Here is a 14,952-nt window from a genome sequence, read left to right on the forward strand (position 1 = left end):
CCGCATATCAGCGGCCCCAGCCGAGGCGCAACCGGCCAGGCCGGCAAACAAGGTTACGAAGAAGCCGATCTCGAAGACGGTGAACTGCCCGCCGAGGCTCTTGATGACGGCATCGCTGCACGAATAGCTTGCATAGGCGATCAGGGCGAGCACGATTCCGTTCGGCACGTTTCGATTTCCGGGAGAGACAAGTGAAGATACTGGCGCTGGGGGCTCATCCCGACGATATCGAGATATTCATGTTCGGTACGCTGGCCACCTGTGCCGTGCTAGGCGCAGAGCTGACTTTTGCGATAGCCACCGACGGCGCCAAGGGAGGCAAGGGCGATCCAGCGGCACTTGCCAAGGCACGGCGCGAGGAAGCGACTGAAGCGGCCGGCCTTCTCGGCGTCACGCCGCGCTTCCTCGACTTCCCCGACGGAGCGCTGGTCGCGGACGCCGCGCTCATTGGGGCGCTGAAGGCGCTGATCGGCGAGGTGAAGCCCGATCTTGCGATCACGCACGCGCCGAACGACTATCACGGCGACCACCGCGCCCTGTCCGACGGAGTGCGCATCGCCGCGTCCTTCGCGGTCCCGGTGCTGCATGCCGACACGCTCGGCGGCACCGGCTTTTCGCCGACGCACTATGTCGACATTGCCGCGCATTGGGACATCAAGGCGCAAGCGATCCGCGCGCATCGCTCGCAGGATCCCGAGCGCTTCGTCGAGGGCACGCGCACGCAGAACGCGTTCCGCGCCGGCCAATGCAACGGCGCGCCCGGCGCGCTGGCCGAGGCCTTCCGCTTCGAGTCCGTCTTCCCCTTCGCCGACATACGCGAACTGTTGCCGCCGGCGCCGCCGATCCGGCCGGTGACCGTGAGCACGAAGACGGTCAGCTAGGGCGATCCGGCCGGATCGGCCGGCGACTATTTCTCAACGATTTCAAGCACGCCTTTCGCCATGCTGCGGCGCAGCAACGAATTCGCTTGCGTTGTTTAGTAAAAAGAGCATCACTAAACAAATTACTAAACATTGGCAGCGCATCGCGCGGCATGTTTGGGCCCTCGGAGGAGCGAGGGTTGAGGGCTCTTGAAACCGTCATCCGGACGCGTTTCGCAAATGGGAGGTAAGGCATGAAATCGACCTGGAAACTGGCGTTGGGACTGGCCTCGGCGATCACCGCGTCGACCGCCGTCTCGAACGTCGCGCATGCGGAAGACCTGACGCTTTGCTGGGCGGCCTGGGATCCGGCCAACGCGCTCGTGGAACTGTCCAAGGATTTTACCAAGGAAACCGGCATCGGCATGAAGTTCGAGTTCGTGCCGTGGACCAACTATGCCGACCGCTTCCTCAACGAGCTCAACTCGCACGGCAAGCTTTGCGACCTGATCATCGGCGACAGCCAGTGGATCGGCGGCGCCGCCGAGAACGGCCACTATGTCAAGCTGAACGACTTCTTCGACAAGGAGAAGATCAGCATGGACGACTTCGTGCCGGCGACCGTGGTCGGCTATTCGGAATGGCCGAAGAACACGCCCAATTACTGGGCGCTGCCGGCCATGGGCGACGTCGTCGGCTGGACCTATCGCAAGGACTGGTTCTCGCGGCCCGAGCTGCAGAAGGAATTCAAGGAAAAGTACGGCTGGGACCTCGCCGCGCCGACCACATTCGACCAGTTGAAGCAGATCGCCGAGTTCTTCCAGAAGCGGCAGATCGACGGCAAAACCGTCTATGGCGCATCGATCTATACCGAGCGCGGCTCGGAAGGCATCACCATGGGCGCCATGGACGTGCTCTACAGCTTCGGTTTCCAGTACGAGAATCCGAAGAAGCCCTACGAGATGGACGGCTTCGTCAATTCCGAGAAATCGGTGAAGGGCCTGGAGTTCTACAAGGCGCTCTATGACTGCTGCACGCCGCCCGGCGCCTCCAACAGCTACATGGGCGAAGGCGTCGACGCCTTCAAATCCGGACAGGTGGCGATGCATATGAACTTCGCCTTCACCTGGCCAGGCCTGCAGAAGGACGAGAATGTCGGCGGCGACAAGATCGGTTACTTCGTCAACCCGAAAGGCCCCGATGGCGACCAGTTCGCGCAGCTCGGCGGCCAGGGCATCTCGGTGGTCTCCTATTCCGACAAGCAGGAATCGGCGCTGAAATACATCAAGTGGTTCGCCAACAAGGACGTGCAGGCCAAGTGGTGGTCGCTCGGCGGCTATTCCTGCCTGAATTCCGTCGTCAAGGACCCGAAGTTCCCGTCCAGCCAGCCCTATGCGCAAGCCTTCCTCGACTCGATGGCCATCGTGAAGGACTTCTGGGCCGAACCCAGCTACGCGCCGCTGCTGCAGGCCTCGCAGAAGCGCTTCCATGACTATGTCGTCGCCGGCCAGGGCTCGGCCAAGGACGCGCTCGACGGCCTCGTCAAGGACTGGACGCAGATCTTCCAGGATGACGGCAAGATGTAAGGCTCCTCCCGAGTTCGACCGCCGCGTCCCGTGCCGCCCTTGGCACGGGACGCAGTTCAGATAAATTCCATCGCCGAGACTGACCAGTGACCGATGCAGGACTAACCATGCTCAATCGGACCGCGGACAATGTTGCCCGGGCGACACCGGAGCCGTTGGCCAAGAAGATCCGGGGCATCAGCGACAAGGGTCTCGCCTGGCTGTTCATTTCGCCGACGATCCTTCTGCTTTTGGCCATCAACATCTTCCCGCTGTTCTGGGCGATCTATCTCTCCTTCACCAACTACCGCGCCAACCGCCCCAACGAGGTGGTGAAGAATCTCGGCCTCGCCAACTACCGGCGCATCCTTGGCGACCAGGACATCTGGATCGCCATGCAGACGACGGCGCATTTCGTCTTCTGGACGATCCTTCTGCAGACGGTGATCGGCTTCACGCTGGCCTGGCTGATCGACCGCAAATTCCGCGGCCACGCCTTCTGGACGACCATCATCCTGGTGCCGATGATGCTGTCGCCGGCGGTGGTCGGCAATTTCTGGCGCTTCCTCTACGAGCCGCAGATCGGGCTGTTCGCCTATGCCGTCTCCTTCGTCACCGGCATCCCGCCGACGAATGTGCAGATGCTGTCCAATGTCGAGCTGGCGCCTTGGGCGATCATCATCGTCGACACCTGGATGTGGACGCCTTACGTGATGCTGATCTGCCTCGCGGGCCTGCGCTCCATCCCCGAATACATCTATGAGGCGGCAGAGGTCGACCGCGCGTCCAACTGGCGGCAGTTCTGGTCGATCACGCTGCCAATGGCGCTGCCCTTCATCATGCTTGCGGTGCTGTTCCGCGGCATCGAGAACTTCAAGATGTTCGACATGGTCAACCTCTTGACCGGCGGCGGGCCGGGCTCGACCACCGAAGTCGCCTCGATCACGCTGAAGCGGCAAGCCTTCGAAAGCTGGCGCACCGGCTATTCGTCGGCCTTCGCCATCATCCTGTTCGTCGCGGTGTTTGGGCTGGCCAACATCTACGTCAAGGCACTCAACAAGGTGAAGCAGAGATGAGCCTGACCACCGCCCATTCCGTCGTCGCGCCTTCGACGAACTCGAAGCGGATCGCCGGCGTGCTCGTCGTCGGCTACGCGCTGATCTCGATCGTGCCGCTTTTGTGGATCTTCGCCACCAGCTTCAAGACACCGCCGGATTCGATCGCCTATCCGCCGAAGATCGTGTTCCAGCCGAGCATCGAAGGCTATTGCAACCTGTTCACCACGCGCACCAGGCAGACGCCGGAATACATCAACTCGCTCGGACCGGCGACCGGCTTCTGCGATGAGACGGTGCGCAAGCGCAACATGGTGATCGCCGGGCCTTCGAACTTCCTGCCGCGCTTCGTCAACTCGCTGATCATCGCCTTCGGCTCGACCTTCTGCGCGGTGTTCCTCGGCACGCTCTCGGCCTACGGCTTCTCGCGCTTCAAGGTGCCGCTCGCGGACGACCTTCTGTTCTTCATCCTGTCGACGCGCATGATGCCGCCGATCGCTGTGGCGATCCCGATATACCTGATGTACCGCGAGCTCGGCCTCTCAGACACCGCGCTCGGCATGATCCTGCTCTACACCGCGGTCAACGTCTCTTTGGCCGTCTGGCTGCTCAAGGGCTTCATCGACGAGATCCCGCGCGAATATGAGGAAGCGGCGATGATAGACGGCTACACGCGGCTGCAGGCCTTCTGGCGCACCGTGCTGCCGCAGGCGACGACTGGCATTGCCGCCACCGCCATCTTCTGCCTGATCTTCGCCTGGAACGAGTATGCCTTCGCCGCGCTTCTGACCTCCGGCACGGCGCAGACCGCGCCGCCCTTCATCCCGACCATCATCGGCGAAGGCGGCCAGGACTGGCCGGCGGTGGCCGCAGGCACGACGATCTTCCTGGTGCCGATCCTGGTCTTCACCATCCTGCTCCGCAAGCAGCTCTTGCGCGGCATCACCTTCGGCGCGGTGCGCAAATGAGCACGATAGAGCCTCTAAAACGCAGATCGCGCTGGCCCCGCTGGGCCAGGCGCGGCCTGATGGAAAACATCGCCACCGCTATCATCGCCATCGGCTTCCTGATGTTGTTCCAGCCCTTCGCGCTGTCGCTCTACAGCTATTCCTTCGTCACCATGCTCGCCGGCACTGCCATGTTCATTATCGTCTCGAAATTCCCGGAATAGCCATGGCCGAGATCCGCGTTCAAAACCTGAGGAAAGCCTTCGGCGAATTCGTCGCGGTGCAGGATTCCAACTTCGTCGTCGAGGATGGCGAGTTCTTCGTCATGCTCGGGCCATCCGGCTGCGGCAAGACGACGACGCTGAGGATGATCGCCGGCCTCGAGCTGCCGACCGGCGGCAAGATCCTGCTCGGCGGCGAGGACGTCACCATGCGCCGGGCGCGCGAGCGCGACATCGCCTTCGTCTTCCAGCTCTTCGCACTCTATCCGCATATGAATGTGCGCAAGAACATCGGCTTCCCGCTGCTGGCGCAAGGCATGGCGTCGGCAGAGATCCGCGCGCGGGTCGAGGAAACGGCGAAGCTGCTGCGCATCGACCATCTGCTCGACAAATCCGTCTCAGGCCTTGCCGGCGGCGACCGCCAGCGCGTGGCCCTCGGCCGCGCCATCGTGCGGCGGCCGAAATGTTTTCTCATGGACGAGCCGCTCGGCACTTTGGACACCGAATTCCGTGACCTCATGGTCCACGAGCTGCGCGAGCTGCACAACCGCATCCACGCCACCACGGTCTATGTCACGCACGACCAGATGGAAGCCATGTCGATGGCCGACAAGATTGCGGTGATGAACCACGGCGTCATCGAGCAGTTCGGCACGCCGCGCGAGATTTACGACCGCCCCGCGACCATGTTCGTCGCCGACTTCATCGGCTCGCCGCCGATGAATTTCCTGCGCTTCGGCGGCGGGCTTGCCAGGGGCGTGAAGGAGATCGTCGTGCAGGGCGCCAAGGTGACAGTGCCGGAAGTGCGCGAGGATGTGGCGCCCGCCGACATGGCGCTCGGCATCCGGCCCGAGCACATCCGCTTCGACGACGCCTCGAAACTGCGGGGCGCGATCTACGGCACCGAATATCTCGGCACCACGCAGATCGTCGCGGTCGAGACTTCGGACGGCATCATCAAGGCCCGGGTTCCTGCAGGCATCCATTTGAACCCCGGCGAGCAGGTCGGACTGGCATTGAGCAGCGCAAGGCTGTCGCTGTTCGAGAAGGGATCGGGCCGCGCGGTCAGAACCGCCATGCACGATCAGGCAGTGGAGGCGCGCCATGGCTGATGTACAGGTCCGCGGGGTGACCAAACGCTTTGGCGAGACCATCGCCGTCAACGATCTCGACCTGCAGATCAAGGACGGCGAGTTCGTCGTCCTGCTCGGACCGACCGGCGCCGGCAAGACGACGACGCTGAGGCTGATCGCCGGGCTGGAGCGGCCGGACAGCGGCACGATCCACATCGGCGGCCACGACGCCACTGCGTTGTCGCCGGCAGAGCGCGATACCGCCTTCGTCTTCCAGCAATATTCGCTCTATCCGCACCTGTCGGTCTACGACAACCTCGCCTTCCCGCTGCGATCGCCGGCACGGCGGTTTCCCGAAGAGGCGATCCGCCGCCGGGTCGAGGAGGTGGCGCGCATGGTGCGCATCGACCACAAGCTCAACAATCGCTCGACCAGGCTGTCGGGCGGCGAGATGCAGCGCGTCGCCATCGGCCGCGCCTTGGTGCGCAAGCCCGCGATCTACCTGATGGACGAGCCGCTGTCGTCGCTCGACGCCAAGCTGCGCGCCGATCTGAGGCTGGAGCTGAAACGCATCCAGTCCGAGCTCGGCGCCACCATGCTCTATGTCACGCATGACCAGATCGAGGCGATGACCATGGCCGACCGCATCGGCATCCTGGCCGATGGCGTGCTGGTGCAGATCGGCACGCCGCGCGCGATCTATTCGGAGCCGGCGAACCTTCACGTCGCGGCCCGTCTCGGGCAGCCGGCGATCAACCTCTTGCCGGCCGGACTGCTGCCTGACGGCGGCGCGCCGACCGGCGCCACGACAATCGGCGCGCGCACCGAGCATCTGTCGATCGAGAAGGCGGCGAACGGTCACGCCGACGGCGTCGTCGACTGGGTCGAGCATCTCGGCGACCAGAACCATTTGCATGTGACGGTCGGGGCAAAGAAGCTGGTGACGCTGACCGACCCCGACACGCCGCTCGAAAAGGGGGACAGGGTGACGATCCGCTACCGCTCACCGCTTTATTTCGGTTCGGACGGGCAAAGATTGATGTAGCGGGGTATCCGGCTCGCATTGTTGCATACGCCACATTCCGATTGACGACCGCAGATACGGACTGGACGAAATCCATGAAGCACTTTTTCAACCGCAAGGACACGATCGTCACCGAAGCGCTGGACGGTTATCTCGCGACCGCAGGCTCCGGCACTCTGGCGCGGCTCGACGGCTATCCCGAGGTCAAGGTCCTGCTGCGCGCCGACTGGGACAAGACGAAGGTCGCCGTCGTTTCCGGCGGCGGCGCGGGGCACGAGCCTTCCCATGCCGGCTTCGTCGGCGCCGGTATGCTGACAGCCGCCGTCTCGGGCGAGATCTTTGCTTCGCCCAGCGTCGAGGCGGTGCTGCAGGCGATCCGCGCCACGACAGGACCGGCCGGCTGCCTTTTGACCGTCAAGAACTATACCGGCGACCGGCTCAATTTTGGCCTCGCCGCGGAAAAGGCGCGCGCCGAAGGCTTTGCGGTCGAAATGGTGATCGTCGCCGACGACATCGCGCTGCCCGACATCGCGCAGCCGCGCGGCGTCGCCGGCACGCTGTTCGTGCACAAAATCGCCGGGCACCTCTCCGAAGCCGGCCATGACCTGGCGTCGGTGGCAGCGGCGGCACGGGCGGCAGCGAAGGACATCGTTTCGCTCGGCATCTCGCTATCCTCCTGCTCGATCCCGGGCCAGGCGCATGAGGACCGCTTCGGCGCCGACGACGGCGAACTCGGCCTCGGCATCCACGGCGAGCCGGGCGTCGAGCGTATCGCGCTGCAGAGCGCCGGCAGGCTGGTCGACATCATGGCGGAGCGGCTTGCAGCACGGCTCGATCCCTCCAGCCGCTACGCCTTGCTGATCAACAATCTCGGATCGGTGCCGCCGCTCGAAATGTCTTTGATCGCCAATGCGGTGCTTGCCTCGCCGCTGGGCAAGGCAGTGACGCTGACGGTCGGGCCTGGACATCTGATGACGGCGCTCAACATGAACGGCTTCTCGCTGTCGCTGATCAAGCTGGACGCGGAGCGCGAGGCGGCGCTGTCCGCGCCGGTCGGCCCGCATGCCTGGCCGCCGGCAAAGCCGGTTCGCCAGCCGGTCGTGGTGGCAGCGGCCAAGCCGGCAAGCCGCGATGCCACTGGAGTGGCCAGCCGCGACACCGGCGCGGAGCGGCTGATCACCGCCGTCTGCGAAAAGCTGATCTCGCTCGAAGAGGCATTGAACGGCCTCGACGCCAAGGCCGGCGACGGCGACACCGGCTCGACCGTGGCGACCGGCGCGCGCAGCGTGCTCGGCCGCATCGACGCGCTGCCGCTTGCCGACAGGGCCGCGACGCTCGCCGCGATCGGCGATACGCTGGGCACCTCGATGGGCGGTTCCAGCGGCGTGCTCTTGTCGATCTTCTTCACCGCCGCGGCACAGGCGCTCAAAGGCGGCGCGCCGCTCGGCAAGGCGCTGCTTGCAGGCCTTGACCGCATGACCTTCTATGGCGGCGCCAAGATCGGCGACCGCACCATGGTCGACGCGCTGGAACCGGCGCTCAAAGCGCTCGACGCAAGCGGGCTGGAAGCGGCGGCCAAAGCGGCACGGCATGGCGCGGAGGCAACCGCGGCGATGCAGAAGGCGAAGGCCGGCCGCTCCGCCTATGTCGGGCGGCAGCTTGACATAGCGGATCCGGGCGCTTTTGCAGTGGCGGAAGCGTTCGCGGCCGTGGCGGCCATGTTCGCCCCGGCATGAAGGACAGAGAATGGCCGCATCCGACTTCTCTCACTTGATCGCGGCGGCGGCGGACACGATCGCCTTGCATGCCGAGGAACTGACCGCGCTCGACCAGGCGATCGGCGACGGCGACCACGGGCTGAACATGAAGCGTGGCTTCGAAGCCGTGCGCGCCGAAACGGACGCAATCGCGGCAAAACCGTTGCCGGACGCGCTGAAAGCGCTCGGCACCAAGCTGGTGATGACCGTCGGCGGCGCTTCCGGTCCGCTGTTCGGCACGCTGTTCATGACACTCGGCAAGGAATTGCCCCCGGTACCGGACCGCGCCGCGCTGGCTTCGGCGCTCGGCAAGGCGATCGAGGCGGTTTCGGCGCGCGGCAAATCGCAGCCGGGGCAAAAAACCATGCTCGACGTGCTGCAACCGGTGTATGAGGCGCTGGCGCAGGGCAAGACGGCCAGCGAAATCGTCGATGCCGCCGATCACGCAGCAGAGGCAACCGTGCCGATGAAGGCCCTGCGCGGGCGCGCTTCCTTCCTGGGACAGCGCTCGATCGGGCACATGGACGCCGGCGCGCGCTCGACCGCGCTGCTGGTGCGGGCAGTCGCTGAAGCGATCGAGGGTTCTTGATGAGCAATGTCGGCATCGTCATCGTCTCGCATTCGCCGCTTGTCGCCGAAGGCACGGCCGACATGGTGCGCCAGATGGTGGGCAACGAAGTGCCGCTTGCATGGTGCGGCGGAAACGGCCATGGCGGGCTCGGAACCAGCGTCGAGGCGATTATGGCCGCGATCGACAGGGCCTGGTCGGAAGCCGGTGTCGCCATCCTGGTCGACCTTGGCGGCGCCGAGACCAACAGCGAGATGGCGGTCGAGATGATCGGCGAGCCGCGCGCGCACAGAATTGTCGTCTGCAATGCGCCGATCGTCGAGGGCGCGGTGATGGCGGCGACGGAATCCTCCGGCGGCGCCTCGCTCAAGGAAGTGGTGGCGACGGCGCATGAATTGTCGCCGTCGTGAACGAACGGGAACCGACTGAATGTCCGCATCCGCCGAAGCCACGGTACTGATCACCCACGAGGTGGGCCTGCACGCGCGCCCTTCGGTGAAGTTCACCAAGCTCGCCAAGTCGTTCACGGCCGAGGTGGAGGTGGCGGTGGCGGCCAACGGCCCCTGGTTCGACGCCAAGAGCATCGTCAAGGTGATGGCGGCCAAGGCGCCGAAGGGCACGCTGCTGCACATAAGGGCGCGGGGCGACGGCGCGAGCGAAGCGGTCGGCGCGCTGGTCGACCTGGTGCAGCGCGACTTCGACGAGGACAGGGACCATGCCCGGTCCGCTTGAGACGGGCCGGTTTGGCCTCCTGTTCGCAAGGATCGCGGGCCATGCGGATTGAAGGTATCCCCGCCTCGGCCGGCTATGCCGAAGGGCCGCTGTTCGACCTCGACCGGCCGCCGGCCGCCTACAGATGCAAGGCGACCGCGGCCGAGGAAAAAGCCGCGCTGAAGGCGGCGATCGCCAGGGCGGTGAGCCGGTTGACGTCGCTTGCCGAACCCGCCGATGCCGATGCTGCCGGCATCCTCGAATTCCACATCGCGATGCTGGAAGACGATGCGTTGGGCGGCCCAGCCTTCGTGTCGATCGATTCCGGGCAACCGGCCGATGCCGCCTGGCGGGCCGCGCTGGATGCCGAAATCGCCGGCTACGAGGCATCCGACCAGGACTATTTCCGGGCGCGCGCCGCCGACCTGCGCGACATCCGCGACCAGGTGCTGCGGGCGCTTAGCGAGGATGGCGGCATCGACGCGCCCGCCGGCGCCATCCTCTACGGCATGGATATCGCGCCGACGCGCTTCCTCGAAACCGACTGGAGCAGAGGCGGCGGCATTGCGCTCAAGGCCGGCAGCTCGGCCAGCCATGTCGCCATGCTGGCGCGTTCGCGCGGCGTGCCGATGGTGGTGGGCCTTGGCGTTTTTGGGGATGACCCAACCGGAGTCGCGTTGCTCGACGCCGAGCATGGCGACATCGTGCTCTCGCCGTCGCCGGCGGACGTCGAAGCGTTCCGAGAGTCATCCTCCTCCTTCGCGGCGCGCCAGGGCAAGGCGCAGACCTTTCTCACCCAGCCGGCGGCGACCAAGGCCGGCACGCCCGTGCGGGTGCAGGTGAACATTGCCTACCCTTCCGATGTCGGCGGCATCGATATCGCGAGTTGCGACGGTGTCGGCCTGATGCGGACGGAATTCCTGTTCGGCAAGGCGTTGCCGGACGAAGAAACGCAATTCCATGCCTATCGCAAGGTGCTGGAATGGGCAGGCGACAAGCCGGTGACCATCCGCACGGTCGACGCCGGCGGCGACAAGCCGGTTCCCGGCTTCACTGTCGAGGAGACCAATCCGTTCCTCGGCCTGCGCGGCATCAGGCTGTCGCTGGCGCGGCGCGACATCTTCCGGGTGCAAATCCGGGCATTGCTGCGCGCCGCCGTACACGGCAATCTGAAGGTGATGTTCCCGATGATCGCCACGACCGAGGAGTACAGCCAGGCCGCCACGCTGTTCGCTGAAGAGCAGGCCGCTCTCGCGACGCGGGGTGTTGCGCACAAGCTGCCGCCGCTCGGCATCATGGTCGAGGTGCCGTCCGTCGCCATCGCGCCGGAGGCGTTCGCCAATGTCGCCTTCTTCTCGATCGGCTCAAATGATCTGACGCAGTATGTGATGGCGGCGGCGCGCGACAACGCGGCGGTGGCCAATCTCAATTCGGTCCGCCATCCCGCCGTGCTGCGGCTGATCGCTTCGGTCGCGGCCTTTGGGCAGCAGCATGGGATTCCGGTCAGCCTCTGCGGCGATGCCGGGGGCGATCCGGCCGCCATCCCGGCGCTGCTCGAAGCCGGCCTGCGCGATCTCTCGGTCGCCCCGGCGCAACTCGCAATGGCCAAGGCGGCCATCGCGGACGTTTCGGTGTAAGCGCGCATGGCCAAAGCCGCCAAGATGCAAGAAGCCGGCTCGGAAGACGCGATCCGCGCCTACAAGACGATCCTGTCGCAGGTCATCGACCAGCGACCTTCGGGCATGCGCCAGCGGCTTGCCGATGCGCTCGGCAAGCATCGCAGCTTCGTCACGCAGATCTCGAGCCCGGCCTATTCGATCCCCATTCCGTCGAAGCATTTGCCGTCCATCTTTTCCGTCTGCCATTTCAGTCCGGCCGAGCGCGACCAGTTCCTGGTCGCCTATCACCAGGCGCATCCAGGCAAGCTGCCGGCGGCTTCGGGCCCGCGCAAGACGCGCCACGTCTCGCTCATCGTGCCGGATTTCGGCGACGACAAGCAGAACGCCGCGCTTGACCGGGCGATCAACGAGTTCATCCAGAAAATAACGAGCATCGCCGGCAAGGGCAGCGGCTGATCAGAACGGTTCCGGGAGGACTGCCATGAAGAAATTCATAAACGCGGTGGACACGGTGCTCACCGAAAGCCTCGACGGTTTCGTCGCCGCCCATTCCGATATCCTCGTGCTCGGCGACGAGCACAAATTCGTCCGCCGCAAGGAGCTCAAGCCGGGCAAGGTGGCGCTGATCTCCGGCGGCGGCTCCGGCCACGAGCCGCTGCATGGCGGGTTGGTCGGCCACGGCATGCTGGATGCCGCCTGCCCCGGCCAGGTCTTCACCTCGCCGACGCCCGACCAGATGCTGGCGGCCGTGCAGGCCGTCGAAACCGGCGCCGGTTGCCTGTTCATCGTCAAGAACTACGAAGGCGACGTGATGAATTTCGACATGGCGGCCGAGATGTCGGAAGACGTGCTGCAGGTGGTGACCAATGACGACGTCGCGGTCGAGAATTCGTCCTACACCACCGGGCGGCGCGGGGTTGCCGGCACGCTGGTGGTGGAAAAGATCGTCGGCGCCGCGGCCGAGCAAGGCATGGCGCTGCACGAGCTCAAGGCGCTCGGCGATCGCGTCAACGCCGCGACGCGCTCAATGGGCGTGGCGCTGACCAGTTGCACGGTGCCAGCTGCGGGCAAGCCGACTTTCGAGATCGGCGACAACGAGATGGAGTTCGGTGTCGGCATCCATGGCGAGCCCGGCCGACGGCGCGATGCGCTGAGGAGCGCAGACGCCATCGCCGAGGAGATCTGCGCGGCGATCCTCGGCGATCTTGGCGACCGCGCCAAAGGGCCGGCTCTGCTGTTCATCAACGGTTTCGGCGGCACGCCGTCGATGGAGCTTTACCTGATGTACAACAGCGCCCGCAAAATCTTCGAGAAGGGCGGCGTGACGGTGGCCCGCTCGCTGGTCGGCTCCTACGTCACCTCGCTCGACATGGCCGGCTGCTCGATCACGCTGGCCATGCTCGACGACGAGGTGACGGCACTGTGGGACGCCCCGGTGCACACGGCGGCGCTGCGCTGGGGAATGTAGTCCGCTGGCATCGCCAGGATTTTTCTGCGACCATATTCGCGGAATTCGCATGCCATTCGCAACGTTGCCCGGTTGATGCTGCCACCGCTTTCGCCTGCCGAAGAAAAGCTGCTGCTTGACTTTGCCGACCCCGAAGCGCCGGCCGACCGGGGCCGGGATCTCTCGGCAAGCAGCTTGATGGCGCTGCTCGCCAACGCCGAATTCCACGGCGTGCTGCCGATCATGCTGCGCAAGCTCCGGGAAATCGGCGACGCCAAGCTGCCGGACGATGCCACCTTGCGGCAGAAGCTCTGCGAGCAGCGCGACCAGGCGACGCTGGTTACCGGGCAGTCGATGCTGCTGCAATATCATGGCGAACGGATCATGAAGGCCTTGGCGGTGAAAGGCATTCCGGCTCGCATCGTCAAGGGTCCGGTCTTCGCGCGAAAACTCTACCGCCATGCCGCCGACCGTCCGTTCACCGACATCGACATTCTGGTCGATCCCGCCAGCATCGGCGAGGCCAACAGGACAATCGCTGAATGCGGCTTCGAGCTTGCCAGCGGCGAGGCCGAGTCGCACGAGCTGCAGGAGTACAAATGGCTGGAGAAGGAGAACTCCAGCCTGCTGATCGAGCTTCAGGGCAACCTGGTGCATGACACCGGCATGCGGCGGCGGCTGTCTCTCGGCTTTCGTGAGCTGCAGGCCATCGACGGCGGCGAGGTGGATACGCCGGCGTCGCTTCTCACCATCGCCATCGTTCACGCCGCCGGCGGCCACAAATTCCACCGGCTGCAGCTCTGTGTCGACGTGCTGCAGGGGGTGCGCGCGCTGCAGTCGCCGGAGTCGGAAACGCGGCTGCTCGAGGCCGCGCGCATGACCGGCATCGAGCTCGAACTGGCGACCGTTCTCAACGTGACCGGGCGCCTGTTCGGCGAGGCGCACGCGATCGAGCTTGCCGACCGCATCAAGCCCGATCTTTCGATACGGCTCGCCAGATGGCTGATCACAGGGAACATGCTGCTTCGCGTCAACTCTCGCGAAAAGCTACGCTCGCGCCTCAGCCGCGACGCCTTCCGTTGGGTCCAGCGGCTGGCCCGGCCGAGGCCCTATCCCGTCTGAGCGACCCGATCCAGCGCGGCGCGGATCAGCGCCGCTGCATCTGCCGGGCTCGAGCCAACTTCCAATGTGAAGGTCGGAACCGCCTGGACCAGCGCCGCGATCGTCGCCATGCGCCGTTTCTGCATCGGCAGGAGGCCGGTCATACCGGTCCTGACGTTGTCGGTGGCAAGCGCCACCATCGCATCGGTCCTGGCCATGGGCATGAGCCGGGTCTGGCCGTCGGCCGAGCGCGCGAGATGCAAGAGCGCCGCGACCGGCCTTGCGCGCACATCCTCGACGCGGATGATCTCGCCGAGACGGTCCAGCGAAACGGCCTGCTCGCCCTCGGCATCCCATTTGTCGCCCAGACAGGGGGCGACGAATGGCAGCATCGCGGCGGTGTTGCGATGGACCTTCACCTTGCGCGGCATGCCCCAGGCCGTGACTTCGCCTGCTTTCGCGCTGAGGATCATGACATCGTCCGAGCAGAGGCCGAACCCTTGAGATGCCAGCGCCAGCGACGTCGTCGACTTGCCGGTGCCGCTCGGCGCATGGATCAGCACGAGCGCATCGCGGCCAGGCAGCGTCAGGCCGGCGGTGTGGAGCATGTGCTGCCCACCCGCATCGAGCGCGGCGTCCAGCACCATCATCAGCAGCGTCCATTTGACCTTGCTGTCGGGGTGCACGCGGATTTCGGCCCAGCCTTGGTCGGCATGGACCGAGGCTATTTGAAGGCCAGGGAAGATCAGATGGACGACGTCGCCGCCGTCGATCAGCCGGCAATGGCCATCCAGCGGCACGTCGCCATCGAAGGCGAGCTTGCCTTCGGGGGTCTCCGGCAGCGCCGGCGTTTCAAGGATGTCGATGCGAAAGCCAGGTTCGACGGGTTCATCGACGCGCAAGGTGCCAAGCATCAGGTCGAAGCTCGGCCAAAGCTCGGCGCGGGATGCGGATATGCTGATGACCTGGCCGTTGAGGTCATAGCGGAAGGTGGCGGCCACACC

Annotated in this window: 16 protein-coding genes and 1 pseudogene; 15 read left to right on the forward strand and 2 right to left on the reverse strand. The window is 65.3% G+C overall.

The features are described 5' to 3' along the window. Nucleotides 1-39 precede the first annotated feature (39 nt). Nucleotides 40-168: pseudogene (locus EN853_RS03645) on the reverse strand (EamA/RhaT family transporter); the annotation flags it as partial. Nucleotides 169-191: 23 nt separating this feature from the next. On the opposite strand from EN853_RS03645, the gene EN853_RS03650 reads away from it, so the two are divergent. The 15 genes from EN853_RS03650 (at nt 192) to EN853_RS03720 (ending at nt 13,969) form a co-directional block, all read left to right on the forward strand. Next, the gene (locus tag EN853_RS03650) at nt 192-881 is read left to right on the forward strand and encodes a PIG-L deacetylase family protein (protein ID WP_127857903.1); all 690 of its coding nucleotides are present in this window, start codon (nt 192-194) and stop codon (nt 879-881) included. 233 nt (nt 882-1,114) lie between these two features. Further along, entirely contained in the window at nt 1,115-2,446 is a 1,332-nt protein-coding gene (locus tag EN853_RS03655; RefSeq protein ID WP_127857904.1) for an ABC transporter substrate-binding protein, read from the forward strand. A 107-nt stretch (nt 2,447-2,553) separates the two neighbouring features. Next, the gene (locus EN853_RS03660) at nt 2,554-3,501 is read left to right on the forward strand and encodes a sugar ABC transporter permease (protein ID WP_127857905.1); all 948 of its coding nucleotides are present in this window, start codon (nt 2,554-2,556) and stop codon (nt 3,499-3,501) included. Further along, complete coding sequence (locus EN853_RS03665; RefSeq protein ID WP_095810306.1) at nt 3,498-4,448, forward strand: carbohydrate ABC transporter permease; 951 nt, start codon at nt 3,498-3,500, stop codon at nt 4,446-4,448. Before EN853_RS03660 ends, EN853_RS03665 begins: the two co-directional genes overlap by 4 nt. Then, nucleotides 4,445-4,651, forward strand: a complete 207-nt coding sequence (locus EN853_RS03670) for a hypothetical protein (protein WP_127857906.1) — start codon at nt 4,445-4,447, stop codon at nt 4,649-4,651. The genes EN853_RS03665 and EN853_RS03670 overlap by 4 nt, the downstream gene beginning before the upstream one ends. Before the next feature lie 2 nt (nt 4,652-4,653). After that, nucleotides 4,654-5,760, forward strand: coding sequence for an ABC transporter ATP-binding protein (locus EN853_RS03675; RefSeq protein WP_127857907.1), 1,107 nt, complete (start codon nt 4,654-4,656; stop codon nt 5,758-5,760). Continuing rightward, a complete protein-coding gene (locus EN853_RS03680; protein ID WP_127857908.1) occupies nt 5,753-6,766 on the forward strand; it encodes an ABC transporter ATP-binding protein in 1,014 nt (337 codons plus the stop codon). Before EN853_RS03675 ends, EN853_RS03680 begins: the two co-directional genes overlap by 8 nt. 74 nt (nt 6,767-6,840) lie before the next feature. Beyond that, a complete protein-coding gene (locus EN853_RS03685; RefSeq protein ID WP_127857909.1) occupies nt 6,841-8,481 on the forward strand; it encodes a dihydroxyacetone kinase subunit DhaK in 1,641 nt (546 codons plus the stop codon). Nucleotides 8,482-8,491: 10 nt separating this feature from the next. Beyond that, nucleotides 8,492-9,091 carry a dihydroxyacetone kinase subunit DhaL gene (gene dhaL, locus EN853_RS03690; protein ID WP_127857910.1) on the forward strand — a complete coding sequence of 200 codons (600 nt, stop codon included), beginning with the start codon at nt 8,492-8,494 and terminating at the stop codon, nt 9,089-9,091. Beyond that, a complete protein-coding gene (gene dhaM / locus EN853_RS03695) occupies nt 9,091-9,480 on the forward strand; it encodes a dihydroxyacetone kinase phosphoryl donor subunit DhaM (RefSeq protein ID WP_127857911.1) in 390 nt (129 codons plus the stop codon). The genes dhaL and dhaM overlap by 1 nt, the downstream gene beginning before the upstream one ends. A 19-nt stretch (nt 9,481-9,499) precedes the next feature. After that, nucleotides 9,500-9,802 (forward strand): HPr family phosphocarrier protein, encoded by a 303-nt coding sequence (locus EN853_RS03700; RefSeq protein ID WP_127857912.1) that lies wholly within the window; start codon nt 9,500-9,502, stop codon nt 9,800-9,802. A 41-nt stretch (nt 9,803-9,843) separates the two neighbouring features. Next, the gene (ptsP, locus tag EN853_RS03705) at nt 9,844-11,418 is read left to right on the forward strand and encodes a phosphoenolpyruvate--protein phosphotransferase (RefSeq protein ID WP_127857913.1); all 1,575 of its coding nucleotides are present in this window, start codon (nt 9,844-9,846) and stop codon (nt 11,416-11,418) included. A 6-nt stretch (nt 11,419-11,424) separates the two neighbouring features. Next, nucleotides 11,425-11,856 (forward strand): hypothetical protein, encoded by a 432-nt coding sequence (locus tag EN853_RS03710; RefSeq protein ID WP_245516802.1) that lies wholly within the window; start codon nt 11,425-11,427, stop codon nt 11,854-11,856. A gap of 25 nt (nt 11,857-11,881) precedes the next feature. Further along, nucleotides 11,882-12,868 (forward strand): dihydroxyacetone kinase subunit DhaK, encoded by a 987-nt coding sequence (gene dhaK / locus EN853_RS03715; RefSeq protein ID WP_127857914.1) that lies wholly within the window; start codon nt 11,882-11,884, stop codon nt 12,866-12,868. Between the two features lie 75 nt (nt 12,869-12,943). Then, nucleotides 12,944-13,969, forward strand: coding sequence for a nucleotidyltransferase family protein (locus EN853_RS03720; protein ID WP_127857915.1), 1,026 nt, complete (start codon nt 12,944-12,946; stop codon nt 13,967-13,969). Here EN853_RS03720 and EN853_RS03725 read toward each other — a convergent pair. Further along, the gene (locus tag EN853_RS03725; RefSeq protein WP_245516812.1) at nt 13,957-14,949 is read right to left on the reverse strand and encodes a serine kinase; all 993 of its coding nucleotides are present in this window, start codon (nt 14,947-14,949) and stop codon (nt 13,957-13,959) included. The genes EN853_RS03720 and EN853_RS03725 overlap by 13 nt on opposite strands. Nucleotides 14,950-14,952: the final 3 nt, after the last annotated feature.

This window comes from Mesorhizobium sp. M1C.F.Ca.ET.210.01.1.1 (assembly GCF_004791585.1).
In the GTDB taxonomy this organism is placed as follows: Bacteria; Pseudomonadota; Alphaproteobacteria; order Rhizobiales; family Rhizobiaceae; genus Mesorhizobium.

Coding starts and splice junctions, on each gene's coding strand:
- dhaK (WP_127857914.1), top strand. CDS start 11,882: ATGAAGAAATTCATAAACGCGGTGGACACGGTGCTCACCGAAAGCCTC.
- EN853_RS03665 (WP_095810306.1), top strand. CDS start 3,498: ATGAGCCTGACCACCGCCCATTCCGTCGTCGCGCCTTCGACGAACTCG.
- dhaL (WP_127857910.1), top strand. CDS start 8,492: ATGGCCGCATCCGACTTCTCTCACTTGATCGCGGCGGCGGCGGACACG.
- EN853_RS03680 (WP_127857908.1), top strand. CDS start 5,753: ATGGCTGATGTACAGGTCCGCGGGGTGACCAAACGCTTTGGCGAGACC.
- EN853_RS03675 (WP_127857907.1), top strand. CDS start 4,654: ATGGCCGAGATCCGCGTTCAAAACCTGAGGAAAGCCTTCGGCGAATTC.
- EN853_RS03700 (WP_127857912.1), top strand. CDS start 9,500: ATGTCCGCATCCGCCGAAGCCACGGTACTGATCACCCACGAGGTGGGC.
- dhaM (WP_127857911.1), top strand. CDS start 9,091: ATGAGCAATGTCGGCATCGTCATCGTCTCGCATTCGCCGCTTGTCGCC.
- EN853_RS03655 (WP_127857904.1), top strand. CDS start 1,115: ATGAAATCGACCTGGAAACTGGCGTTGGGACTGGCCTCGGCGATCACC.
- EN853_RS03710 (WP_245516802.1), top strand. CDS start 11,425: ATGGCCAAAGCCGCCAAGATGCAAGAAGCCGGCTCGGAAGACGCGATC.
- EN853_RS03670 (WP_127857906.1), top strand. CDS start 4,445: ATGAGCACGATAGAGCCTCTAAAACGCAGATCGCGCTGGCCCCGCTGG.
- EN853_RS03660 (WP_127857905.1), top strand. CDS start 2,554: ATGCTCAATCGGACCGCGGACAATGTTGCCCGGGCGACACCGGAGCCG.
- EN853_RS03685 (WP_127857909.1), top strand. CDS start 6,841: ATGAAGCACTTTTTCAACCGCAAGGACACGATCGTCACCGAAGCGCTG.
- EN853_RS03720 (WP_127857915.1), top strand. CDS start 12,944: ATGCTGCCACCGCTTTCGCCTGCCGAAGAAAAGCTGCTGCTTGACTTT.
- ptsP (WP_127857913.1), top strand. CDS start 9,844: ATGCGGATTGAAGGTATCCCCGCCTCGGCCGGCTATGCCGAAGGGCCG.